Source organism: Alkalilimnicola ehrlichii MLHE-1, from assembly GCF_000014785.1.
In the GTDB taxonomy this organism is placed as follows: domain Bacteria; phylum Pseudomonadota; class Gammaproteobacteria; order Nitrococcales; family Halorhodospiraceae; genus Alkalilimnicola; species Alkalilimnicola ehrlichii.
Genome location: NC_008340.1, coordinates 278,225 through 301,798 on the forward strand (window position 1 = coordinate 278,225; position 23,574 = coordinate 301,798).

23 protein-coding genes and 1 pseudogene are annotated in these 23,574 nt (G+C 64.6%); 9 read left to right on the plus strand and 15 right to left on the minus strand.

Annotation, left to right across the window (positions count from 1 at the left end; genetic code table 11):
* Position 1: 1 nt before the first annotated feature.
* The 4 genes from tolR to MLG_RS01235 form a co-directional block, all read right to left on the minus strand.
* Positions 2-403 (minus strand): protein TolR, encoded by a 402-nt coding sequence (gene tolR, locus MLG_RS01220; protein ID WP_041718166.1) that lies wholly within the window; start codon positions 401-403, stop codon positions 2-4.
* 60 nt (positions 404-463) lie between these two features.
* Positions 464-1,171 carry a protein TolQ gene (gene tolQ / locus MLG_RS01225; protein WP_011627996.1) on the minus strand — a complete coding sequence of 236 codons (708 nt, stop codon included), beginning with the start codon at positions 1,169-1,171 and terminating at the stop codon, positions 464-466.
* Between the two features lie 368 nt (positions 1,172-1,539).
* Complete coding sequence (locus tag MLG_RS01230) at positions 1,540-3,870, minus strand: NADP-dependent malic enzyme (RefSeq protein WP_011627997.1); 2,331 nt, start codon at positions 3,868-3,870, stop codon at positions 1,540-1,542.
* 267 nt (positions 3,871-4,137) lie between these two features.
* A complete protein-coding gene (locus tag MLG_RS01235; protein ID WP_011627998.1) occupies positions 4,138-4,422 on the minus strand; it encodes a hypothetical protein in 285 nt (94 codons plus the stop codon).
* On the opposite strand from MLG_RS01235, the gene MLG_RS01240 reads away from it, so the two are divergent.
* The 3 genes from MLG_RS01240 to MLG_RS15025 all read left to right on the plus strand — a co-directional run bounded on the left by MLG_RS01240 (position 4,421) and on the right by MLG_RS15025 (position 6,776).
* Positions 4,421-4,939 (plus strand): hypothetical protein, encoded by a 519-nt coding sequence (locus MLG_RS01240; protein WP_041717856.1) that lies wholly within the window; start codon positions 4,421-4,423, stop codon positions 4,937-4,939. The genes MLG_RS01235 and MLG_RS01240 overlap by 2 nt on opposite strands.
* Positions 4,940-5,030: 91 nt before the next feature.
* Positions 5,031-5,990, plus strand: coding sequence for a thioredoxin-disulfide reductase (trxB, locus tag MLG_RS01245; protein ID WP_011627999.1), 960 nt, complete (start codon positions 5,031-5,033; stop codon positions 5,988-5,990).
* A gap of 369 nt (positions 5,991-6,359) precedes the next feature.
* Positions 6,360-6,776 carry a pilin gene (locus MLG_RS15025; protein WP_041717857.1) on the plus strand — a complete coding sequence of 139 codons (417 nt, stop codon included), beginning with the start codon at positions 6,360-6,362 and terminating at the stop codon, positions 6,774-6,776.
* Positions 6,777-6,941: 165 nt separating this feature from the next.
* Here MLG_RS15025 and mntA read toward each other — a convergent pair whose 3' ends face one another.
* On the minus strand, positions 6,942-7,355 hold the full coding sequence (gene mntA, locus MLG_RS01255; RefSeq protein WP_011628001.1) for a type VII toxin-antitoxin system MntA family adenylyltransferase antitoxin: 414 nt from the start codon (positions 7,353-7,355) through the stop codon (positions 6,942-6,944).
* A gap of 57 nt (positions 7,356-7,412) precedes the next feature.
* Here mntA and MLG_RS01260 point away from each other — a divergent pair, with 57 nt between their 5' ends.
* From MLG_RS01260 to MLG_RS14630, 6 genes are all read left to right on the plus strand, one after another.
* Entirely contained in the window at positions 7,413-7,715 is a 303-nt protein-coding gene (locus tag MLG_RS01260) for a hypothetical protein (protein WP_049753498.1), read from the plus strand.
* A gap of 9 nt (positions 7,716-7,724) precedes the next feature.
* Positions 7,725-8,162 carry a pilin gene (locus tag MLG_RS01265; RefSeq protein WP_011628003.1) on the plus strand — a complete coding sequence of 146 codons (438 nt, stop codon included), beginning with the start codon at positions 7,725-7,727 and terminating at the stop codon, positions 8,160-8,162.
* Positions 8,163-8,470: 308 nt separating this feature from the next.
* The gene (locus MLG_RS15030; protein WP_011628004.1) at positions 8,471-8,977 is read left to right on the plus strand and encodes a GspH/FimT family pseudopilin; all 507 of its coding nucleotides are present in this window, start codon (positions 8,471-8,473) and stop codon (positions 8,975-8,977) included.
* Between the two features lie 4 nt (positions 8,978-8,981).
* Positions 8,982-9,443 carry a type IV pilus modification protein PilV gene (gene pilV / locus MLG_RS01270; RefSeq protein WP_083761810.1) on the plus strand — a complete coding sequence of 154 codons (462 nt, stop codon included), beginning with the start codon at positions 8,982-8,984 and terminating at the stop codon, positions 9,441-9,443.
* An 8-nt stretch (positions 9,444-9,451) separates the two neighbouring features.
* On the plus strand, positions 9,452-10,132 hold the full coding sequence (locus tag MLG_RS01275; protein WP_011628006.1) for a PilW family protein: 681 nt from the start codon (positions 9,452-9,454) through the stop codon (positions 10,130-10,132).
* A gap of 64 nt (positions 10,133-10,196) precedes the next feature.
* Complete coding sequence (locus tag MLG_RS14630) at positions 10,197-11,429, plus strand: pilus assembly PilX N-terminal domain-containing protein (protein ID WP_011628007.1); 1,233 nt, start codon at positions 10,197-10,199, stop codon at positions 11,427-11,429.
* Between the two features lie 202 nt (positions 11,430-11,631).
* Here MLG_RS14630 and MLG_RS01285 read toward each other — a convergent pair whose 3' ends face one another.
* The 10 genes and pseudogenes from MLG_RS01285 to MLG_RS01325 form a co-directional block, all read right to left on the minus strand.
* Positions 11,632-12,081: a DUF4399 domain-containing protein gene (locus MLG_RS01285; protein WP_011628008.1), complete on the minus strand. Its 450-nt coding sequence runs from the start codon at positions 12,079-12,081 to the stop codon at positions 11,632-11,634.
* A gap of 92 nt (positions 12,082-12,173) precedes the next feature.
* On the minus strand, positions 12,174-13,529 hold the full coding sequence (locus MLG_RS01290) for a sigma-54-dependent transcriptional regulator (RefSeq protein ID WP_011628009.1): 1,356 nt from the start codon (positions 13,527-13,529) through the stop codon (positions 12,174-12,176).
* A gap of 121 nt (positions 13,530-13,650) precedes the next feature.
* Positions 13,651-13,989 carry a hypothetical protein gene (locus tag MLG_RS01295; RefSeq protein ID WP_011628010.1) on the minus strand — a complete coding sequence of 113 codons (339 nt, stop codon included), beginning with the start codon at positions 13,987-13,989 and terminating at the stop codon, positions 13,651-13,653.
* Positions 13,989-14,642 (minus strand): orotate phosphoribosyltransferase, encoded by a 654-nt coding sequence (pyrE, locus tag MLG_RS01300; protein WP_041717861.1) that lies wholly within the window; start codon positions 14,640-14,642, stop codon positions 13,989-13,991. Before pyrE ends, MLG_RS01295 begins: the two co-directional genes overlap by 1 nt.
* A gap of 11 nt (positions 14,643-14,653) precedes the next feature.
* A complete protein-coding gene (gene ppc, locus MLG_RS01305; protein WP_011628012.1) occupies positions 14,654-17,302 on the minus strand; it encodes a phosphoenolpyruvate carboxylase in 2,649 nt (882 codons plus the stop codon).
* A gap of 626 nt (positions 17,303-17,928) precedes the next feature.
* Complete coding sequence (locus MLG_RS15625; RefSeq protein ID WP_332247288.1) at positions 17,929-18,453, minus strand: CBS domain-containing protein; 525 nt, start codon at positions 18,451-18,453, stop codon at positions 17,929-17,931.
* Positions 18,451-19,689: pseudogene (gene icd, locus MLG_RS01310) on the minus strand (isocitrate dehydrogenase (NADP(+))); the annotation flags it as partial. The gene MLG_RS15625 and the pseudogene icd, both read right to left, overlap by 3 nt.
* Positions 19,690-19,963: 274 nt before the next feature.
* Positions 19,964-20,791 carry a tetratricopeptide repeat protein gene (locus MLG_RS01315; RefSeq protein ID WP_232209273.1) on the minus strand — a complete coding sequence of 276 codons (828 nt, stop codon included), beginning with the start codon at positions 20,789-20,791 and terminating at the stop codon, positions 19,964-19,966.
* Between the two features lie 93 nt (positions 20,792-20,884).
* Positions 20,885-22,516, minus strand: a complete 1,632-nt coding sequence (locus MLG_RS01320; RefSeq protein ID WP_011628015.1) for a hypothetical protein — start codon at positions 22,514-22,516, stop codon at positions 20,885-20,887.
* Between the two features lie 4 nt (positions 22,517-22,520).
* Positions 22,521-23,534 (minus strand): tetratricopeptide repeat protein, encoded by a 1,014-nt coding sequence (locus MLG_RS01325; RefSeq protein ID WP_049753499.1) that lies wholly within the window; start codon positions 23,532-23,534, stop codon positions 22,521-22,523.
* Positions 23,535-23,574 lie beyond the last annotated feature (40 nt).

Consider the following 23,574-nt stretch of genomic DNA (forward strand, 5'->3'; position numbering starts at 1 on the left):
GTCAGCCCTCGCCGTCCGGCCTGCGGGTCATCAGCCCGACACCCGCCGCCCCGGCATCGCGTAGCCGCACCATCACCGATACCACGTCGCCGTAGGGCACGTTGCTGTCGCCGTTGACCAGCACCCGCTTGTCGGGGCTGTCCGTCAATATGGCCATGACCGCACGGGAAAGTTCACCCCTGTCCAGCGGTGCTTCCGGATCGTCGGCCATGTTCAGGTAGTAGCGACCGTCGGCATCCACCGAAACGATCAGCGGCTCCTGGGGCGGGTCCTGCTCGGCCTGGGCGTCCACCTGGGGCAGGTCCACGTCCACGCCCTGGTAGAGCAGCGGTGCGGTGACCATGAAGATGACCAGCAGCACCAGCATGACGTCGATGTAGGGGACCACGTTGATCTCCGACATCGGCCGTCGCCGGGTACGGTGGCCCTGGGGGTTGGCGGAATAGGGCACGGCGCGACCTCCTCAGTGGCCTGCCTGGCCGGCGGCGAATTCCGTGGGCCCATGGGTGTTGCGTTGCAGGATGCTGGTGAACTCCTCCACGAAGGTCTCGTAGCGGTTGATCAGCCGTTCCACCTGGTTGGCGTACTGGTTGTAGGCGATGACCGCCGGAATGGCCGCAAACAGCCCCAGCGCGGTGGCGATAAGGGCCTCGGCGATGCCCGGGGCCACGGTGGCGAGGGTGGCCTGCTGCATCTCACCCAGGGCGCGGAAGCTGTTCATGATGCCCCAGACGGTACCGAACAGACCCACATAGGGGCTCACCGACCCGACGGTGGCCAGGAAGGGGAGGTGGCGTTCCAAGTCGTCCATCTCCCGGGAGAGGGAAACCCGCATGGCCCGGTGCGAGGCCTCCACCATGGTACCGGGGGCGGTGCCCGTCTGCTTGCGCATCCGGGTGAACTCCTTGAACCCGGAGCGGAAGATCCGCTCCAGCCCGCCGTGATCCGGGTGGGGCTCGCGGATCTGGCGGTAGATCTCGGCCAGATTACCGCCGGACCAGAAACGCTCCTCGAAGTGCACCGCCCCGTCGTGGGCCTTGCGGATGGTGGCGCGCTTGAGAAAAATCAGCGCCCAGGAGCTGACCGAGGCCAGCACCAGAATCAGCATGACCAGCTGCACCAGCAGGCTGGCCTCGAGAACAAGATGAGTGATGGATAATTCGCCCGACATCAGCGCGCTCCGGTCGCGGCACCGCCCGTTGGATGGACCTTATGACAGCTCTAAGAAAGGGCGCGTAAGCCCATGGTTTGCAACGGGGACTAATGTAGCGGGAGCGGGGTCGGCGGGCAACCACCAAGGCTTAGGGGTAATGCGGGCGGCCGTCGCGCCCCGCCATCGGGAGGGGCGAAGGCTTTCCCCTCGTCATCGCGGGGGCCGAAGGCTTTCCCCTCGTCATCGCGAGGGCCGAAGGCCCGTGGCGATCCAGAGCGGTAGACTGCCACGTCGGCTTCGCCTCCTCGCAGTGACGGTGGGGGTGGGTCCGCGTTCGCAGTGACGGTGGGGGCGACCCTCGCGATGGCGGGGGACGCCGGTAAGGCCTACACGTCTTCCTCGTCCTCGTAGCCGGAGTAGTCCCGCTCCTCGTCGTGGGTGGCCTCCGGTTCGGCCATCGTCGCCTCCACGGCCGCCAGGGCGCTCATGTTGACGATCGCCCGCACGGTGGAGGAGGGCGTCAGGATGTGCGCCGGTCGCGCCGAGCCGAGCAGGATGGGCCCCACCGAGACGCCGTCGGTGGTCACCTTCAGCAGGTTGAAGGCGATATTGGCCGCGTCCAGGGTGGGCATGACCAGCAGGTTGGCCTGCCCCTTGAGCTCATTGTTGGGGAAGATGCGCTTGCGGATCTCCTCCGAGACCGCGGCATCGCCGTGCATCTCGCCCTCCACGTCCAGGCCGGGGTCGGCGTCGCGGATCAGCTGCAGGGCGTCCCGCATCTTCCGGGCGCTCTCGGCGTTGGAGGTGCCAAAGCTGGAGTGCGATAGCAGGGCCACCTTGGGGGTAATGCCGAAGCGTCGGACCTCGTCGGCGGCCAGGGTGGTCATCTCGGCGATCTGATGGGCGTTGGGGTCGTGGTTGACGTAGGTGTCCACGATAAAGAACGTGCCCTTGGGCAGGATGAGCACGTTCATCGCCGCCATGTTGCGCACCCCCGCCCGGCGCCCGATCACATTTTCGATGTGCCCTATTTGCCGATGGTAACGGCCCACACTGCCGCCGACGAGCGCGTCCGCCTCGCCGCGCCGGACCATCAGTGCGCCGATCACCGTGGTCCGGGTGCGCACGATGGTGCGGGCCCGGGCCGGGGTGACACCGCGCCGCTCCATGATGGAGTGGTAGAGCTGCCAGTACTCGCGGTAGCGGGGATCGTCCTCCGGGTCGGCCAGATCCACGTTCTTGCCGATCTCCAGGCGCAGGCCCAGGCGCTTGATGCGCATCTCCACCACTTTGCGCCGGCCGACCAGGATGGGCTTGGCCAGGCCGTCGTCCACCACCACCTGTACGGCACGCAGTACCCGTTCCTCCTCGCCATCGGTGTAGACCACCCGCTTGGGGTTGGTGCGCGCCCGCTCGAAGATGGGCTTCATCACCAGGCCCGATTGGAAGACGAACTGCGACAGCTCCATGTGGTAGGCGTCGAAGTCCTCGATGGGCCGGGTGGCCACGCCGCTCTCCGTGGCCGCCCTGGCCACCGCCGGGGCGATCTTCAGGATCAAGCGCGGGTCAAAGGGCCGGGGGATGAGGTACTCCGGGCCGAACCGCAATGACTTGCCGCCATAGGCGGCGGTGACCACGTCGGAGGATTCGGCCATGGCCAGATCGGCAATGGCATAGACGGCGGCCAGCTTCATCTCCTCGTTGATGGTGGTGGCACCCACGTCCAGCGCCCCCCGGAAGATGAAGGGGAAGCAGAGCACGTTGTTGACCTGGTTGGGGTAGTCCGACCGACCGGTGGCGATGATGGCGTCCGGGCGCGCCTCCTTGGCCAGCTCCGGCAGGATCTCCGGCACCGGGTTGGCCAGCGCCATGATGATGGGACTGTCGGCCATCTGCTTGACCATCGCCTGGCTGAGCACCCCGGGTGCGGACAGCCCGAGGAAGATGTCGGCACCCTCGATGACCTCCTTCATGGTGCGGGCGGAGGTCTCGCGGGCGTAGCCCTCCTTGCGCTCGTCCATGTACTCCTTGCGGCCCTTGTAGACGATGCCTTTGGAGTCGGCGACGAAGATGTTCTCCTTGTTCATGCCCATGGACACCAGGATGTCCAGGCAGGCGATGGCCGCCGCGCCGGCACCGGAGCAACAAAGCTTCACGTCCTCGATCTTCTTGTCCACCACCCGCAGGCCGTTGAGCACCGCCGCGGCGGTGATAATGGCGGTGCCGTGCTGGTCGTCGTGGAAGACCGGGATGTTCATCCGCTTGCGCAGCGCGGACTCCACCTGGAAGCACTCCGGGGCCTTGATGTCCTCCAGGTTGATGCCGCCGAAGGTGGGCTCCAGGCTGGCGATGATCTCGGTGAGCTTGTCCGGGTCCTGCTCATTGATCTCGATGTCGAAGACATCAATGCCGGCGAACTTCTTGAACAGGACGCCCTTGCCCTCCATCACCGGCTTGGAGGCCAGCGGGCCGATATTGCCCAGGCCGAGCACGGCGGTGCCGTTGGTGATCACCGCCACCATATTGCCCCGCGCGGTGTACTTTGAAGCCGCCTGCGGATCGTTGACGATCTCCTCGCAGGCCGCCGCCACGCCCGGCGAGTAGGCCAGCGCCAGGTCACGCTGGTTGGCCAGCGGCTTGGTGGGCACGACCTGCAGCTTACCGGGGCGGGGGAATTCGTGGTATTCGAGGGCGTTGTCGCGGAAGTTGTCGGACATGGTGTCTCCGAGCTTGTTGTCCTGGTTCTGGGGTCGGATCGAGGGTCGGGTGCTGATTTGATTTATTATTACCGCCGTCGGGTGTTTCCGGGGCGCACAAGAACAGTGCAACCGGGACCGCACAGGCCGCGTCAGGGCAGGGCGTCAATCCGTGCGCCGGCGGTCATTAATAATCGACTGCACCTTCCAATTATAGAGCCCTATGGCCCGGTCTGGCCACCGTGGTCAGACAACCTTTCCAGGGCGCAGCATAGGATCGTGGGTCCGCTACCGCCGCGCCAGCCTGTCGCGAAGCCAGTCCCGGATAATGGCCCCCGGGTTGGCGAGTGATGAGCGCCCCTCGGCTGTTTCCTTGATCACGGCAAGGACCTGTGCATCCTGTCGTTTCGGGCGCCGCTTGCCCCATGCGGTCAGCCCGGCATCCAGGGCCTCGGTAAACCCGCGGCTCCAGGCCTGCAGTTCGTCGCTGGTCAGATCGGCGGGCAGCAGCACCAGTCGGGGCTCTCCGGAGAGCCCGCCAAGAGGCTCCTGCAATTCCTCCAGGCGTTGCATGAGCCCGTTCCGGCGGGGCGAGCTCAGCGCGATGGTAGAGCACCAGCAGGCACTCGATGCCCGGCGCCGTGGCCTTGTCGGCGTTGAGCGCGACCGCCCGGTCTGCCGCCTCGAGGAAGTCCTCGCCGCGCCGCTTGCCGTCCTCGGCCATACGACGGGCCTCGTCCAGGAGCAGGTGCAGCAGCTGGGCAGGGGCCAACCTGGGATCGGCCGATTCCCCGGAGGCGGTCATCACCTCCTTCACGAGCTGCCGGGCTACGCCGCGGTGGGTGACCAGGCGCCGGACATGGTCGGTAATGGTATCGGGCTGGCGCAAAAGCACGTTGTCGTCCGGTCGCGCGAGCAGGGCCAATACATTGTCCATTTCGCGGGCCCAGTGGGGACGGTGTGTTTTCTTGCGGCTCATAGTGGCTGGCTATCGTTTGTGGCAATGAATAATGTGGCGATGAACCAATCGGGCCTGCGACAGGGCGTCCGCCGGCCCAATCAGCGTAACCCGAAGCCGGTGAGGAGGTAGCCGTGGAGGGTGACGGCGAGACACCCGCTCCCTTAGGCTATGCAGCATTCATCCATGCGGCCCCGGCCGCCCAGCGAACAGGATGCCATTGATGAGTGAGACCAAACACTGCAAGCTGCTGATCCTCGGCTCCGGCCCCGCCGGCTACACCGCCGCCATCTACGCCGCCCGCGCCAACCTCAACCCGGTGCTGGTCACCGGCCTGGAAATGGGCGGCCAGCTCACCACCACCACCGACGTGGACAACTGGCCGGGTGATGCCGAGGGCGTGCAGGGCCCCGAGCTCATGGAGCGCATGAAACGCCACGCCGAGCGCTTCGAGACCGAGGTGGTCTTCGACCATATCCACACCGCCCACCTCAAGGCGAAGCCCTTCCGCCTGGAGGGCGACGCCGGCAGCTACACCTGCGATGCGCTGATCATCGCCACCGGCGCCACCGCCAAGTACCTGGGGCTGGACTCCGAGCAGGCCTTCATGGGCAAGGGCGTCTCCGCCTGCGCCACCTGCGACGGCTTCTTCTACAAGAACCAGCCGGTGGCGGTGATCGGTGGCGGCAACACCGCCGTCGAGGAAGCACTCTACCTCTCCAACATCGCCTCCCACGTCACCCTGGTCCACCGCCGCGACAGCCTGCGCGCCGAGAAGATCCTGCAGCGCCAGCTGATGGAGCGGGTGGAGGCGGGCAAGGTGAGCATCGTCTGGGACCACAACCTGGACGAGGTGCTGGGCGACGACGCCGGCGTCACCGGCCTGCGGCTGAAACACACCCAGACCGGCGAGACGCGCCAGGTGGATGTGCACGGGGTGTTCATCGCCATCGGCCACGCGCCCAACACCGGGCTGTTCCAGGACCAACTGGAGATGAACGGCGGCTACATCGTGGTCAAGAGCGGGCTGAACGGGAACGCCACCGCCACCAGCATCCCGGGCGTGTTCGCGGCGGGGGATGTGATGGACCACGTCTATCGCCAGGCGGTGACCTCCGCCGGGACCGGCTGCATGGCGGCGCTGGACGCGGAGAAGTACCTGGATGCGTTGCATCTGGAGTAAGGAGGCTGAAAGAACGCTTTGGCCGGCCTCACCCCGACGTGCCCGCACGCCGGCCAGAGCGCAGCCGAAAACCTTAAGCAATGATGTGGGAACTGACGTTTTTCGGCAGTCCGTAGCGCCTGGTAGGGGCAGTGACCCTTTTTTGAGAGGGGAAAAGGCGACGCCTTAGGCATTGGCCTCGCCGGACGGCGAGATAATGTTGGTGTTTAAAAACAGTGAGTTGGAGGGCGCTTGGCTGAATGGAGCCTGGCCGCGCCTGAGTTGGCAATACTTTTGCATTGGTAAACGTTGAGGGGAGGGCATCCTCCCGCGTCATACGCGCCCGGCGACGGGTGGATAGTTAAAAGTCGACTCTACGGGAGAACGACCATGCAAAAGCAACAGGGTTTTACTTTGATCGAGCTGATGATCGTGGTGGCGATCATCGGTATTTTGGCGGCGATTGCGATTCCGCAGTATCAGAATTATGTTACTCGGTCTCAGGCATCTTCGGCGTTGAGCACGCTCTCTTCTCTGAGGACCTCATTTGAGGAGGCTATTCAACGAGGAGTGGACCCTTCATTTAATTCAGAGGATGCTGGTTTTATCGGCATGGCAAGTGACGAACCGGACATCGGTACGCTGTCTTTCAGAGCGGACGACGGTGGTCTTGATTTTGACTTTAGTACTGAGGCCACTGCTGATCTTCAAAACGGAACATTGTCACTCGTAAGAACTGCACAAGGTTCTTGGAGCTGCCAGAGCGATGGTATAGAAGACCGTTTCCTCCCGCGGGGCTGTGACTAAGCAAGTGGGGGTCAGAGCTAGGGGTGAGGTCTTGCACTGCCACATTGGCTGAGGGAACGAGTTGATTGCTGGCAGTTGATTTCGGGTCCTAACTCCCGGCCCTAGCCTTGAGAGCCCCGGTGTAACAGCCGGGGCTTTTCTTCTGGCAGGGCAGAAATGGATACTTTAGCTGTTGCCTCGCGCGCCCCGGTATTCGTTCAGGATTGGCAGCAAGTCCCAATACTCGTTCCGCGACTGCACTTCGAACGCGACTCGCCTGTTCGGCGCCTTGTCGATCAGTAACAGACCGTCGCGCAGCACACGGTGAACAAGGTCCGGCGGTACCTGGTTCAGGTGCACCAGGTCTACCCTGCGGCCGAGCGCATCTTCCAGATTCAGCTTCAATCGGGTAAGGGGTTTGAGAAGCCCCGGCTCGATCTCATCCGGGGTGAGCACAGCGATGTCCACGTCGCTTCGGGGGCCTGCGTCACCGCGAGCGACGCTGCCGAAAAGATAAGCGTAGATGACGGCAGGCTCATCCGTAAGCAACGGTGTGAGCTGGTTGGCCAGGCCGTGTGGGTCATGCGTCGGCAATTCCATCCCGTTATGCTGAGCGGGTCGTGCCGCCTGTGCAAGGCGGGTGTGAACGCCAAGGGTATGCGCTACCTCAACGGGGTTTACACTCAGTTCGTGAGCCGGACGCACCGGCGTGTCGGGCCTGTCTTTCAGGGCCGCTACAAGGCCATCCTGGTTGAAAAAGGGGATTATCTGCTCGAACTGGCCCGCTATGTGGCGCTGAATCCGGTGCGAGCGGAAATGGTCAATGATGCTGCCGATTGGCCCTGGCGCAGCCACCGGGCGATGCTTGGGGCCGTGGAGGTGCCCGACTGGTTGACGTGCGACCGGCTGCGCCAGCAAATCTACCTTGGCACAGAACCTGCTGGTTATCTCCCACGATAAGGGGGAGTTATGAGCCAGAAGCAGCGGGGGTTCACACTGATTGAGCTGATGATGGTCGTCGCGATCATCGGCATCCTTGCAGCCATCGCGATACCGTCCTACATGGGCTATGTCGCACGCGCTCAGTTTGCGGATGGCCTGTCCCTGACCGGTATGGCCAAGACGGCCGTTGCCGAGCGCCTGCAGCGCGGGGAGTCATTCTCGAGTCTGGAGGATGACCTGGGAATGCAAATGGTGGGCGGCTTTGGCGGGCTCATTGAGAGGGGGTTCGACGGCAATGAGCAGGGGACCTGGACCCTTGAATACGAGTTCGGTCTGAACGGCCAGGATGTCAACTGGCTATTGGACGGCAAGAATGTCCGCTATGTCTATGACTTTGATTCCGGTGGCTGGTCGTGCCAGACGGATGTCGCGCAACGCTACGTGACAGGCTGCGAATCCGACTGAGTTAGGGGGTGGCGTGAATCGTTCACATTGCCGTGATGGGTGACGCGATGGGGTGACCATTTGCGTCATCGGTGGCGTGTAGCGTCAATGTTGCTGCACGTGCTTTCCTTCATCAGGCTTTTCTACTGGTAACGATTGGCGACAGGAACACGTGAATCCGGCGAGTCCTGCCGTGGTGCTTTCATTTATTGAGTGCGCTTCTTGGTTTTTTTGGTCCGATCTCTGCATCATTGCTCAGCGCGGGGTCCATCCTGCGGTAACCGGGACAATTCGGCCCCATTTCCAACTAGCCACAGGACCAACTCATCGTGCCGACGCGCAGCCGAATCAATATCCCCAGTCCGGGGTTCACGCTCGTAGAGCTGCTTGTCACCCTGTTTGTGGCAGCCGTTCTGCTTGGCATTGCTGTACCAAGCTTCCAGCACTTGGTTGAGAACAATCGGGTGGTCTCCAACACCAATGCCTTCCAGGGTGTGCTGCAGTACGCTCGCTCCGAGGCATCACGCCGCCAGGAAGTAGTCAGCCTGTGTCCATTGAATGGTGGTTGGTCAGAGGGAGCTTACGTGGTTTTGGGTGCCAGTTGCGATGGTTGGAGCGGTAATGATCCAGATGAGCTGCGGCGTGTGTCTCTGGACGAGCGCCTAAACGTTGAGGCGGACTTTCCAGGGCGTTTGACGTTTCTAGTCAATGGCCAGGTGAATGGCGCGCAGGGGATGCGCACAATCACCATTTCATCGGGGATCCAGAGTATCGATATGAGACGGATTAGTTTGCTCGGGTCAGGGGCCTCGAGGGTTGAGCGTGTGGAGGATTGACGCCGTGTGGTATTTCTCGTCAGACATGTGGCAGTGCCGGACAATGATCGGGAATCGAGGCTTTACGCTTATAGAGGCATTGGTGGCGCTGGTCATTATCGCTATTGGTGTGCTTGGGATAGGCAGCCTGGTGCTCCAGTCGTTGCGCGCGAGCACGGATGCCAATCAAAACACCATGGCGGCTATTCTCGCTTTGGATGTCAACGAGAGAGCGTGGATTGAGGCTGCTGGAGGCCAGTTGGACGACTGCGACTGGGACCAAGTCACTGGTCTGGAGGGAGCTCCCCATCCTTTTTGGGCGGGTGAGGTGGATTATCTTGCCGGGGCGGGCATCCGCGTCACCGGTGCATTCCCAGACTGCGATTTGATCGTTGAATGGGATGGCAACGCGGGCGGCGTCTTCGGTGATCGTGACGACATGCAATTTGTGCACGCTTTCGTGTTGCCGGATCTCGACCAGTTATGAGGTGGTCCATGACTCGTTATTCTTACAGGCGGCACAAAGGGTTCTCCTTGGTGGAGCTCATGATCGGGCTCCTGATCGGGACGCTGTTAGTGGGCGGAGTGGTTGCCGTCTTCGTGAACGCTATGGCGAGTTTTGAGCGCCAGCGGGAGGTTGACCGGTCGCAGGAGTCCCTGCGCTACGCGGTGAACTTCCTGGTGCGTGAACTACGACAGGTTAGCGCTGGGGGAGGTGACTTCGGTGTTGTCAATCCCGGTTTGGAAGTGGAAGCGGCCCCAGATGCAGCAAGAGGGCATCGTATTACCGTTCGATATCAGGTGTTCGACGATGGAGAGGCCCAGTCCTGTCGGGGTGATGATCTGGCGGAGGGTGACGAGGCAGAGAAAAGCTTCTTCGTTGGAACCCCCACTGGCGAGCCCCTTTTGATTTGTGAGGATGACGACGGTGAGACACCTATCGCCTTCGGTTTAAATGCGTTGACCGTAGTGGCGTTGATGGTCGATGACAATCAGGACGGCGATTACGAGGTCGAGGATGATCCGGATTCGGGGTGGTTTGATGGCAGCGAGGCGCTCGATGACGTCATCGGGCTTCGTCTCGAATTCGGGCAGCAATGGGTGGATGAGCAGACGCGCCCAGTCGAGGTCACGGTAGGCTTGCGAAACCGGATCTTTCAGCGCTTGCTGGAATGATTGATTGGGTTTCAAGGGTGGCAGTGTAACTCAGCAGTTGATTGAGGGCTTGGGAGAACCGTCAATGAGCGATACGGCATTTGGACATTTGGCGGACCGGCAGCGCGGTATTGCCCTGATGATGAGCCTGGTCCTCCTGGCGGTGCTCTCCCTCGTGGGTGTCACCGCGATGCAGGGCTCTGTACTGCAGGAACGCATGGCGGGTGGGCAAAGCACGTTACAGGATGCGTTCCTTGAGGCCGAGGCGGACCTGGTCAGGCAGCTTAACTGCGTGCTCGACAACAGTGACGATATGCCAAACCTGGAGGCTGAATGCGGACTGGTCATCGATCCTGATACCAATACCTTAGAGTTGACAGCCAATGCGGTCCACGCGACCGGTGCGCGTCAGGTCCTGGCTATGAATGTCCGGTTGAACGTTTTGGGTGAAGGTGACGAAGGGGACGAAAGAGCGGGCGGTTTTAACTCCAACGCGGCGGTTTCGTGTTTTGGGGCAGAGTGTGATGTGAGCCCTGGTCCGGGCGCGGCGGACTATGGCATCGATGGTCGGGACTATACCGCCCCGGACCTGACCCAAGGGGAAAACTGCGGGATACAGGGTGCTCACACCCGTGATTTCGCAGATGCGGATGTCAGGCAGGATGTCGCAGGGGCCATCGTACCGGAGGGTGATATCAGTGACAGGCCAGGTGCTGGTGGCGGGGGTGGTAGAGGGGGGCCGCCGGGCGGTGGTGGCGGTGGAGGGCCCTCTGGAATTATCGGTAGCCCGGATGTGATTGATAACTCAACCCACTACGAGGCGACTTACGGCCACAGTACAGCGCATGCAGTGAATGAGTTTAATCAGCTTATCAATAGCCTGGTTCAGGGCAGGGAACCCAGCAGCCATGCTGTGGGTGCGTATGAGGAGGGGATCTACTATGCCGGGGAAGGGGATGAGATCACGTTCAGCGGTGAGGGGCAGTCCGGCTTCGGCGGGATTGTTATTCTGGAAGGCGGATCATTAAACCTGGACGGAAACTCCTGTTTCTCAGGGTTGGTTCTGGTTCGAGGTGGGGGTACGGTAACGGGCGGGACCTCAGCGATCATCGGCAGTGTTATCTCGATTCCGGGTTTTGATGAACAGGGTGAGCCCCTGGAGTCGGCCCTGGATACTGCTGGCAATACCAGTTTCTTCTATAGTGCCGAGGCCTTGCGACGTGCCGGCGAGATCTGGGATGAGGAAGACGACGACGATGGGGATGGGCCATCGGGTATCGCGGAGTGGGGTGGCTGGCGTGCGCCGTTGAACTTGTAGCCGTTGGTCTTGGCCAGGGGCCGCTGGATGGTGGTGCGCTCCTGGTCTTGCACTGCCAGATCGGTTGGTGGGTTTCGTGGCGGTGCTCAGTGATCAAGCAGGGCTGGCTCGGCTTACGCTGAGGCGGTGTGAGCGGGTCGTCCCGCAGCCGCGGTGCTCACGGGCGGCGGGCGCGATAAAGCCCGCCGCCCGTGGGACGCGACTATTCGACGGTGATCTGAATCGTCTCGGAGACGACCGGTGGGTCAAAGCTGATGTGGCGGTAGTCCATGAACAGCAGTTGCAGGGTGTGGGTGCCGGGTTCGAGTTCGATCTTGCCCTCGGTCTGGCCACCACCGAAGTGGCGCGTTTGATCGGTGAAGGGTAATGACCCATCCAGGTCGATTTCGTCCAGCGGCTTGTTGATCAGCAGGTGATGGTGGCCGGTGTTGTCGGCCTCCAGGCCAGCCGGGGCCACACCCATGCCGCGCAGCCCCATCTGCACGTGGACCGGGCTTTCGACGGTGTCACCGTCCTGTGGGCTGATGAAATAGACCTTGGCGTCTTCCGGTGCCGAGATGCGTTCCACGCCCGTGGCGCTGCCGGCCGCCAGTGCGAGTCCGCCGGTCAATACCAGAAGGGCTGACGTTCGGGCAAGTGATTGTAGTTTCATCTCCTCCGCGCTCCTTCGGCTTGTTGCCAGCCGTGTTGAATGCGTCAAAAGTATAGCCTACGTGAGGCCATTCACCGCGTTCGGCGCAGCGGCTACTCCATTTCCAGCTTTTTCAGCTTGTAGCGCAGGGAGCGGAAGCTGATGCCCAGCAGGTTGGCGGCGGCGGTCTTATTGCCGTTGGTCTTGGCCAGGGCCCGCTGGATGGCGGTGCGCTCCAGGTCCTGCAGGTAGCCTTCCAGCTCGAAGCCCTCATCCGGTTCGGGGATCGCCAACTCACTGTTCTGCTGTGCCGGGGCGGAGGCGTCGCCGTCCGGCAGGTGCAGGTCCTCCACGTCGATGACGCCTTCGTCGGCCAGCGTCAGCGCCCGTTCCAGGATGTTCTCCAACTCCCGCACATTGCCCCGAAAGGGGTGGCGCTGCAGGGCGCGCAGGGCGTCGGTGGTCAGGCGCGGTCGTAGTTCCGGGTCGTCGCCCACCATCTTTTCCAGCAGGTGATCGATCAGCGGGGGGATGTCTTCGGGGCGCTCGCGCAGGGGTGGGATGGAGAGCGGGATGACGTTCAGCCGGTAGTAGAGGTCCTCGCGGAAGGCGCCTTCCGCCACCCGGCGGGCCAGATCCTGGTGGGTGGCGGAAAGGATGCGTACGTCCACCGGGACCTCCTTGCTGGCCCCCACCGGGCGCACCCGTTTCTCCTGAATGGCCCGGAGTAGTTTGACCTGCATAGGCAGGGGCAGCTCGGCCACCTCATCCAGAAACAGGGTGCCGCCTTCGGCGGTCTGGAACAGCCCCTTGTGGTCGGCGTGGGCTCCGGTGAAGGCGCCCTTTTTGTGGCCGAAGAACTCCGACTCCATCAGCTCGGAGGGGATGGCGCCACAGTTGACGGGCACGAAGGGGCCGTCACGGCGCGGGCCCTTGTCGTGGATCAGGCGGGCGACCAGCTCCTTGCCGGTGCCGGAGGGGCCTTGGATGTAGACCGGTGCCTGGCTGCGGGCCAGTTTGACGATCATGCCGCGGATCCGGCGCATGGCCTCGGAGTCGCCCAGCAGCACGTCGCGGGAGCGGCGGTCGATGGCGCTTTCCGGTCCCAGCTTGAGGGCCTGGTTGACCACCTGGCGCAGGGTGTCGACGTCCAGCGGTTTGGGGACGAAGTCGAAGGCACCGGCCTTCATGGCCTCCACGGCGGTGTCCATATTGCCGTAGGCGGTGATCACCGCGGTGGGCATGTCGGGGAAGCGCTTCTGGATGTAGCGGACCAGTTCGATGCCGTTGCCATCCGGCAGGCGCATGTCTGTCAGGCAGAGATCGTAGGCCTGTTCCTGCAGCCGGTCCCGCGCCTCGCGCAGGCTGGCGGCGGTGCGGCAGTTGATGCCCATGCGGCGCAGGGTGATGCCCAGCAGGTCGCGGATGTCCGGTTCGTCGTCCACCACGAGCACTTGTGGTGCGGCCATGGTCCAGTCCCTCGGCTGACGCGGGCGGGGTGTCAAAATACGTCACCATGGTACTACGCTGGCCAAAGCCGCAATGTGCGAGACCGCACACTATTGGCGCGGATGGGACGGGGTCGGGGCGCTATCCGTCGGGTTCCGCCGGGCCGCGCACGGCCTCGCGCTTGTTCGAGGTGAACCCTCCCTCGCCGTCCGGGTAGTGGATCAGCGTGGTCACCACCCGGTCGGGCGCGGTGGTGTGGGGGGTGTACTGGTGGTAGCCGTCCTCGGTGACCCCGACGGGGATCATGTAGAGGTTCTCGCCCACCTTCACCGCGCCCTCGGGCAGCCCGGTCTCCGACTCCGCCTGCGGCGGCGGTGGAGCGTCCGGGCGGTCCGGGGCGTCATTGCCGCTGCAGCCGGTGGCTGTCAGCATGCCCAATGCCATGGCCAGGCCTGCGTAGTGTCCACGTCCTTTCGCCATTATTGCACCCCGTAGCGGTTGCGGTAGGCACGGATGCGTTGCAGATCGTCCTCGTGCCGGCCGGTGCGTGCCAGCCAGGCCTCCAGGTCGTCCAGGCAGATGATGTTGACCACGGGCAGGTCGAGCCCGCGCTCCACCTCCTGGACCGCCGACTGCTCACCCTCGCCGCGTTCCTGGCGGTCCAGGGCGATGATCACCCCGGCCGGCTGCGCCCCGTGCTCGCGGATTAGGTCCACCGCGCCGCGCACGGACATGCCGGAGGAGATGACGTCGTCGATGATCAGCACCCGGCGGCGCAGCGGGGCGCCCACCAGGTTGTTGCCCTCGCCGTGGGTCTTGGCCTCCTTGCGGTCGAAGGCGTAGGGGACGTCCCGGCCGTGGTGTTCGGCCAGGGCGATGGAGAGCGAGGCGGCCAGCGGGATGCCCTTGTAGGCGGGGCCGAACACCATGTCGAACTCGAGCCCCGAGTCCACCAGGGCCTGGGCATAGTGCTGACCGAGCCGGGCCAGGGCCTGGCCGCTGTTGAACAGCCCGGTGTTGAAGAAGTAGGGGCTCTGGCGCCCGGACTTGAGGGTGAAGTCGCCGAAGCGCAGCACCTCGCGCTCCAGGGCGAACTCGATGAAGCGGGTCTTGTGGTCGGTGGTGTCGGTCATGGCCAAGGTCTCTACCCGGTGTTGCGCATGCCGGCGGCGATGCCGTTGATGGCCACCATGAGCACGCGGCGGAGCTGTTCATCGTCGCACAGGCGGCTGCGGTAGAGCAGCTCGGCCTGCAGCAGGTTGAGCGGGTCCACGTAGGGGTTGCGCACGTCCACCGCGCGGCGGACTACCGGGAAGTCGGCCAGCGGCCGTTCGTGCCCGGTGACGCTAAGCACGGCGTCCAGGGTCTTGCGGTAGCGCCCGCGCAGCTGCTCGCCCATGCCGTGGAGCTCTTCCGGCACCAGGCGGCGGTCGTAGAGGCTGGCCACGCCCGGGTCGCCCTTGGCCAGGACCATCTCCACCATGTCCAGGAAGGCCTCGAAGAAGGGCCACTGCTGGAACATCTCCCGCAGGGTGTCGCCTAGGTCCTCCTCCAGCGCCTCGCTCAGCGCATCGCCCACGCCCAGCCAGGCGGGCAGCATCAGGCGGGTCTGGGTCCAGGCGAAGATCCAGGGGATGGCCCGCAGGTTGTCGACGGTGAGCGCCTTCTGGTTGCGCTTGGCCGGACGGCTGCCGATGGCCAGCTGGCCGATCTCGCGCACCGGGGTGGCGGCCTGGAAGTACTCGATGAACTCTGGTGTCTCCTTGACCAGCCCGCGGTAGGCCCCGCAGGCGGTGTCGCTGAGCCGGTCCATCACCTCGCGCCATTCGGGCCGCGGTTCGGCCGGCGGCTGCAGGGTGGCCTCCAGCACCGCGGCGGTGTAGATCTCGAGGTTGCGCAGGGCGATGCCGGGCAGGCCGAACTTGGACTGGATGACTTCGCCCTGTTCGGTGACCCGCAGGGTGCCCTTGACCGAACCGGGCGGCAGTGAGAGCACGGCGGCGTGGGTGGGACCGCCGCCGCGGCCGATGGAACCGCCCCGGCCGTGGAACAGAGTGAGTTGGATGCCGTTTTCCTCGGCCAGGGCCACCAGGGCCTCCTGGGCCTGGTAGAGGGTCCAGGCAGCGGTGAGGTGCCCGGCATCCTTGCCCGAGTCGGAGTAGCCGATCATGATCTCCTGGTGGCCGCCGATCCGGTCGCGATACCAGGGCTGTTCGAACAGTACCCGCATGGTCTCGGCGGCGTTCTGCAGGGTGTCCCGGGTCTCGAACAGCGGGACGCTGCGCAGCGGTTGGGTGACACCGCAGGCCTTTTGCAGCAGCTCCACCGCGAGGATGTCGGAGGGGTGTTCGGCCATGGAAATGATGTAGGCGCCCAGGCCGTCGCTGCCCAGCTCGGCCAGGGTGCGGCAGGTCTCGAGGACCTCGGCGGCCTCCTCGCCCGGTTCCAGGTCGTCCGGGATCAGCGGCCGGCGGCTGGCCAGCTCGCTCAATAGCCAGCGCTGACGGGCCTCCTCGTCCCACTGGTCGTAGCGGCCCAGGCCCAGGGCGCTGGTGATCTCGGAGAGGGCGTCGGCGTGGCGGTCGGCGTGCTGGCGGATGTCGAGCCGGGTGAGGGTGAGGCCGAAGCAGGAGACCCGGCGAATAGTGTCCAGCAACTCGCCCTCGGCCACCTGGCCAGCGCCGCAGCGGTGGAGCGAGTGGTAGCAGGTCAGCAGCGGCCGCAGTAGGTCCTCCTTGTCCAGTAGCACTTCGCCCTCGGGCGGGCGCTTGCCGGCCAGGCGGGCTTCCACCCAGCGCTGGGTCAGGCGCAACCGGGCCCGCAGGCGTTTGAGCAGCACCCGGTAGGGCTCCCAGGCGTCGCCCACCAGCTCGCGCAGGGCCTGGTCACAGCGGGTCATGGACAGGGTGTTGATGAGGGTCTGGATTTCCTTTTCGTACAGGGTGGCGGCCATCCAGCGGCCGGCCAGGCAGACCTCCCGGGTGACCCGGGCGGTGACGTTGGGATTGCCGTCTCGGTCACCGCCCATCCAGGAGCCGAAGCGGATGGGGGCGGCGTCCAGCGGCAGGGCGCGTCCGGTGTGCTCGCGCAGACTGCGGTCGAGGTTGCGCAGATAACGGGGGACGGCGTCCCAGAGCACTTGTTCCATTACCGCCAGGCCCCAGCGCGCCTCGTCCACCGGCGTGGGCCGGCGGCGGCGGATCTCGTCGCTCTGCCAGGCACCGATGATCTCCCGGCGCAGGCCGGCGGTGACCTCCTCGGTTTCGTCGGGGGTCAGGTCCAACCGGTCGCGGCCGTCCAGCAGCCGGGCGATGCGGTTGTACTTCTGCAGCATGGTACGGCGCTGGGTCTCGGTGGGGTGGGCGGTGAGGACCAGCTCGATGTCCAGCTCGCAGGCGGCGTGGTAGAGGGCCTCGGGGTCGGTCTCGCCCTGCAGCAGGCGGGGGAAGGCCTCGGCCAGCGAGCCCTTGAGCGGGCTGGCGTCCGGGCTGCGCGCCCACTCGCGGCTGCGCCGGACGCGATGGTGCTGTTCGGCGATGTTGGCCAGGTTGAGGAACTGCGAGAAGGCGCGGGCGACGGGCATGATCTGGTGCTCATCCAGCGAGCCCAGCTCCTGCTCGAGGGCCTCGGCGGCGCCCTGATCCCCGGCGCGCGCCTGTTTGGCCAGGGCGCGGATGCGCTCCACGGTGTCGAAGAGATCCGTGCCCTCCTGCTCCTTCAGGGTGTCGCCCAGCATCTCGCCGAGTAGGCGAATGTCGTCGCGCAGGGCGGCATCGGAATCCTGAATGCTCATCGGTCGCTCCTCGGTGATTCGAATGTGCGCAGCTTACAAAGGTTTTGTGCCGCGGTGCTACCCGGCCGTTACAAAATGCCGCGAGGTTGGCTTGGGTTGCCACGTCGCTGCGCGCGGGCCTTCCCCACCGTCACTGCGGGAAATGCCACCCCCCACAACCGCCACTGCGGGAAGTGCCCCCACCCACAAAGGCACCGTCACTGCGAGGAGGCGAAGCCGACGCGGCAGTCTACCCCTCTGGATCGCCGCGGGCCTTCGGCCCTCGCGATGACGGGGGTGTTGCCCCCACCGTCACTGCGAGGAGGCGAAGCCGACGCGGCAGTCCACCGCTCTGGATCGCCGCGGGCCTTCGGCCCTCGCGATGACGGGGGTGTTGCCCCCACCGTCACTGCGAGGAGGCGAAGCCGACGCGGCAGTCTACCGCCCTGGATCGCCACGGGCCTTCGGCCCTCGCGATGACGGGGGAAAGCCTTCGGCCCTCGCGATGACGGGGGAAAGCCTTCGGCCCTCGCGATGACGGGGGAAAGCCTTCGGCCGTCCAGACCATGAAAAAACCCCGGGCGGCGGGGCCGCTCCGGGGCTTAAGACAACAGGCCGTGGGGCGCTGCCCTAAGGGGCCGTGTTGCTTACTCCGGCAGACCGAACTGCTCCACGCTGGCGAAGATGTCGGTGTCGGAGATGATGCCTACCGGCTTGTTGTTGTTGTCCATGACCACCATACGGCGGATGTTGGACTCGGACATGATCTCGGCGCAGTCGTGCAGGCTGGTGTCCACCGGGGTGGTGACCAGCGGCCGGCTGGCGATCTCCTCAACCTGCACCGTCGACGGCGTGCGGTTCTTGGAGACGATGCGGCTGAGCACATCGCGTTGCGTCATGATACCCCACTCGCCCTCAGTGCCCGGTTCGGTGATCACGCTGGAGATGCGCTTTTCGCGCATCAGGTGCATGGCGTCCTCGACGCTGGTTTCGGCGGGTACGGTGACCGGGTTGGGGTTCATCAGGTCGCCCACGGTGTGCGGCGTGCGGCCGGAGGCGATCATCTCCTCCAGCGGGGCCACCACACGGCGCTGCTCGCGGGCCTTGCGCTCGCGCTCGACGGCCTCTTCACGCTCGCGGCGGATCTTGGCCACGTCGATCTTGCCGCGCATCTGGTCGATGATGGCGTCGGCGAACTGGCTGGTCTTGACCTCGGTGGCGCCCTCGAGCTGGCGGGCGAAGTCGTAGGTGACGATGCGGGCGGTGACCACGTCCTGGTAAGCGGCGGTGATCAGGTCTGCGGCCTCCTGCCAGCCGATGTGCTCCAGCAGCATAACGCCGGAGAAGAGCAGCGAGCCGGGGTTGACCTTGTCCTGGCCGGCGTACTTGGGCGCGGTGCCGTGGGTGGCCTCGAACACGGCCACGTGGTCCGCCATGTTGGCACCCGGGGCGATGCCGATGCCGCCCACCTCGGCCGCGGCGGCGTCGGAGAGGTAGTCGCCGTTGAGGTTCATGGTGGCCAGCACGTCGAAGTCGGCCGGGCGGAGCTGCAGCAGCTGGAAGATGATGTCGGCGATGCGGTCCTTGATGACCACCTTGCCCTCGGGGCGCTTACCACCATAGGTGGAGTAGAGCTCCTCCTCGGTGATGGTCTGGTCGCCAAACTCCTCGCGCGCCACCTCGTAACCCCAGGTGCGGAAGGCACCTTCGGTGAACTTCATGATGTTGCCCTTGTGGACCAGGGTCACCGATTCGCGGTTGTTGTCGATGGCGTACTGAATGGCCTTGCGCACCAGGCGCTTGGAGCCGTAGGCGCTGATCGGCTTGATGCCCAGGCCGGCGTCCTCGAAGAAGTCCGCGCCCATCTCCTCGCGCAGGAACTTGGCGAGCTTTTTGTTCTCGTCGCTGCCGCTCTGGTACTCCAGGCCGGCGTAGACGTCCTCGGTGTTCTCACGGAAGATCACCACGTCCACGTCCTCGGGCTTTTTCAGCGGCGAGGGCACGCCGGCGTAGTGGCGCACCGGGCGCACACAGGCGTACAGGTCCAGCTCCTGGCGCAGGGAGACGTTGAGGGAGCGGAAGCCACCGCCGACCGGGGTGGTCAGGGGGCCTTTGATGGAGATCAGCAGGTCTTTGAGGGCTTCTTTGGTCTCGTCGGGGAAGTAGTTGCCGTCGTACTTCGCCGCGGCTTTCTCGCCCATGAACAGCTCGGCCCAGTGGATCTTGCGCTTGCCCTTGTAGGCGTGCTCCACCGCAGCATCCCATATGCGCAGGCAGGCGCGGGTGATGTCGGGGCCGATGCCGTCGCCTTCCACACAACCGATGATGGGGTTGTCCGGCACCGAGAGCTTGCCGTCTTTTATTGTGATTTTCTCACCGCTCTCGGGGTATTGGATGTGCTGGCTCATTCGTCCTCCTTAGAATTAGTGTCGGGTCGAGTTGCGGACGGGCTTTTGGCCCGCCTTCCGCGCGGTGGCTTTCTATCAGGTGCGGTGCAACTCGGGGACAGCCTGAATATTCTGGACCACGCCCAGAGGGCGATCAAGCAGATAGGCGGCGCGAGCCCTCGCTGGGCCCCCAAGGGCGGGGGCTTTCCTTTGGTCTTTTGAGCGGATGCGTCGGGGCTGGTCGCCGTGTTGCGACTTCCGCCCCGGCACTATGCGTCCAAGCCGGTCGTCTCCGCTACAGGCCGTACTTGGGCGGGAAGTAGGACAGCGGGGGTTCGCGGTTCAGCCAGCCCTTGATCGGATCGCTGTCATTGGGGCAGTAAGGCCGGTCCTCGGGCTTGAGATGGCACCGACCGTAAGTCACTCGATTATTTACATAGCCGTGCTCGGACCCGCGCACGACCCATTTCCATGAGCCCTCGACGTCGTCCTGTCGCCAGAGATTGCCGGCCAGGTTATTCATGGCCGGGGCGTAGCCCTGCTCGGCGGCCTTGACGTCTTCTGCTCGCGGGGGCCAGTCGCCGGAGCGTTCCTGAATACGACTCGCCCACAGGTCTTGTGCCTGGGGAAGGCCGGCTGCGGCGGCGTTGCGCAACCAGTTTCGACCCTCTTCCACGTCCTCCAGCGCAACATAGACTGAATACAGTGCAAGCATGGCATCCGGATCCCCTTCCTCGGCTTTGGGGAGTTCCTGGTCCAGAGCCATTTTTGCCCAGGAGTCATGCTCTTCGGGGCAGATGTCGGCCAGCTCGCAGATCATGCCCCAATTCAGACGAAGCATGGCGTAGGGATCCCCGCCCTCCGCCGCGCGGTGGTACCAGTCGATGGCCTCGCGGGACATGCCACGGTCCATAAAGCGGTAGATCTCGCCAAGGGTGTACATGGACTCTACATCGCCTGCCTCGGCGGCCTTTTCGAGGTGGTGGATGGCCACGCTTCGCCACCGGATGCCGTACAAGCGCATGCCTTCTTCCTTCGCCTGCCGGGCTTCTTCATTTAGTTCACGTGCCGTGTCGGCGCTGCTGAGCGCGCTAGTGGACCCCACTGCGATCAGCAGCGCCATGAATCCGGTCAGTGGCCATCTGACAGTGCTTGAGTTCATAGTGCAATCTCCGGCATTGGATGCCTGATCCGCCTTCTTTTAGTGCGCTGGTTCCTAGTCCACCGGAGGAAGGTGTCTGGAAAGATTGTGAACAGCCCTGTCGTACCGCATGCGATCTTCCCGGCCCGCCCCGGTAGGCGATGGAATCGGCATAAACCCATCCAGTCTTTGTCGATTCTCGGCATAGGCTTTGGCCCTGGATTCGTCGGTAGGCTGTCCGTCTCGGGCCATGCGCACCACGGCCTTTTCAAACAACTTCTGCGCCGGGTTCGGGTGCTCTGCGGAGAACTCGCGCCGGGGCCCGTAGACGCCGGCCAGGACGCCGGAGACAATCCATTGCAGGCAGTTGAGGATCGCCCGCTGGTGGAATCCTCGTGCTTGCTCCACGTTGTATTGGTTCTCCTCCACCTCGAACGCCTGCGGCTGACTGGTCAGGGTATAAAGCAGCGGCCCGAGGGCCTCGGGCGGCAGTTGGCGCACCCAGGCGCGCAGTTGCTGGACGCGCTTGTGGTGTTCCCGACTGGCCTCCGGGTCATACCGGAGGTTGGGCGGTTCCTCGGCGGCGAGTTCGTAGGCGATCCGGCTGGCCATGTCCCGCTCCCGGGTGAACCATTCGATCAGCTGGCGCAGGCGGTGGGTGCCGCGCAGCAGGAGCAGGGCGGGTTCGACCAGGGTGATGGCGGCGAGGTAGGCCAGGCGGCTCATCTCCTCGAAGGCGTCTTCGTCGATCCAGTCGACGCGCTCGTAGCCGACCTCCACCAGCGCCTGGTGCATCATGGCGAGCCAGAGGTCGAGGTGGCGGGTGTCGAGGGCCAGGCGCACGCTGCCCCCGCCGCCGACGCCGAGCACCAGGCGCAGGGAGGCGTGCAGCACGAAGCGGCCGTTGTGCAGGCCGAGCCGGAAGGCGGCCTCGCCGCCGACCCCGACGCGTACTTCGGGGTTGATCTCGGCACGGGTCAGGGTTTTCCACTGGCGGGCCTCGTCCCGGGCGTAGCCCGCGCGGTCGATCTCGGCCATGGCCTGGTAGCGCGGCAGGCGCGCGAGCAGGTTCGCCGGCGGCTGCCAGAGCAGACGGCAGTGGTTGTGGCCGGCCAGTCCGGTGCCGGCGAAGGCCTCCAGTCGGGCATCGACGCCGTCGCGCTCCACGGGGGCGAGGCCGTTGACGGCGAGACGCCCCCCGGCGGTGTCGAGCCCGACGCCGCCGCCCAGCGCCACGGAGACGGCGGCATGGCCGTGGAGCACGGGCTCGATGTGCAGGCAGTAGCGGCCGATGGAGCGGGCATCGGGGTGATCGGCATCAAGCCCGAAGGGGACGATGACCGGCTCCGCCTTGGAGGGGTCGGGCAGCTGGATGGGCGCGAGGGCGATCTCGCCACGACCGAAATCGAAGGCGTGCTGGCCGCGCAATCGCAACACGACCGGCAAGCCGTGCTGCCCGCGGGCCACGGTGGCGGTGATGCCCAGCTCGTCGAAGGCAAGGCTGGGGGCCACGCTGACCGTCCGGCCGCCGGCGTTGCCCCCGGTGTCGATGCCGGCGGTGTCCTGGTAGCGGGCGGTCAGGCCGATGCGGGCGCCGGTTCCGGGGGCCTCGGTCTCCGGCTCGCTCTGCTCCTCCGACTCGGGCCGGCGGCAGCCCCGCCAGGAGCGCCAACCAGTCAGGGTGGTGACCTGCCAAAACAGGAGCATTTCGCTACAGGCCGTACTTGGGCGGGAAGTAGGACAGTGGGGGCTCGCGGTTCAGCCAGTCCTCGGCGAGTTCTTCGGCTTCGGCGATTTCTTCGTCGGATAGGCGCTCCCCGTATCGCTCCAGAAGGCTCTCGGCCGTGCTAGCTCGTGTTTCTTCATACAGCGCGTGCAATATGGCCCACCCTTTGACGGGATCGGGTTCGTCCGGGTAGCAGTAATCAATCAACTCCCCTGGGGCGAGGTGACAAAATCCGTAGGTAATGCGCTTCCGAATATGCCCACGCTCCGAACCTTCAACGACCCAGTTCCACGCCGCTTCCATTTTTTCTTGCCGAATTAGATTCCCCACGAGGTTGTATATGGCCGGGGCATAGCCCTGCTCGGCGGCCTTGCGGAACCAGGGCTCGGCGGCTTCGACGTCTTTCAGCTGCGGGGGCCATTCGCCGGAGCGTTCCTGGGTGATAGTTCCCAGCCAATCTTGGGCCTCCGGGTTTCCGGCCTCGGCGGCACGTTCCAGCCAGTCTAGGGCCGTGCGGGGTTCCCCGAGCATGTTGTAGACATCAAATAGGGTCGACATGGCGATCGGGTCACCATGTTCGGCCTTGGGTAGTTCCTGCTCGAGAGCCTTGTCCACCCACGCTTCATATTTCTCGGGGCAAATGTCAGCCAACTTGCAGATCATGCCGTGTTCGAGCCGGAGCATGGCATGGGGATCCCCGCCCTGCGCCGCGCGGTGGTACCAGTCGATGGCCTCGCGGGACATGCCGCGATCCAGTAGCCGGTTCGCCTCGCCCAGGTAGTAGATGGCCTCGACATCACCGGCCCCGGCCGCTTCTTCCAGCGGCGGCTGCATGTCGATCCATTCATGCAGGCCCCACAGGCGCATTCCTTCTTCTTTAGCCTGTTGCTGCTCGGCATTGAGCTTCAGGGATGTTTTGTCTTCTCCATCGTTGGGTTGAGCCGTGCCGGCCCATAAGCCAACGATGAGGATGAACACTAGAATTTTTTTGCGGGGCATTGCCAAGACCTTTGTTAACCCTGAGCAAACTGGCTCTTGT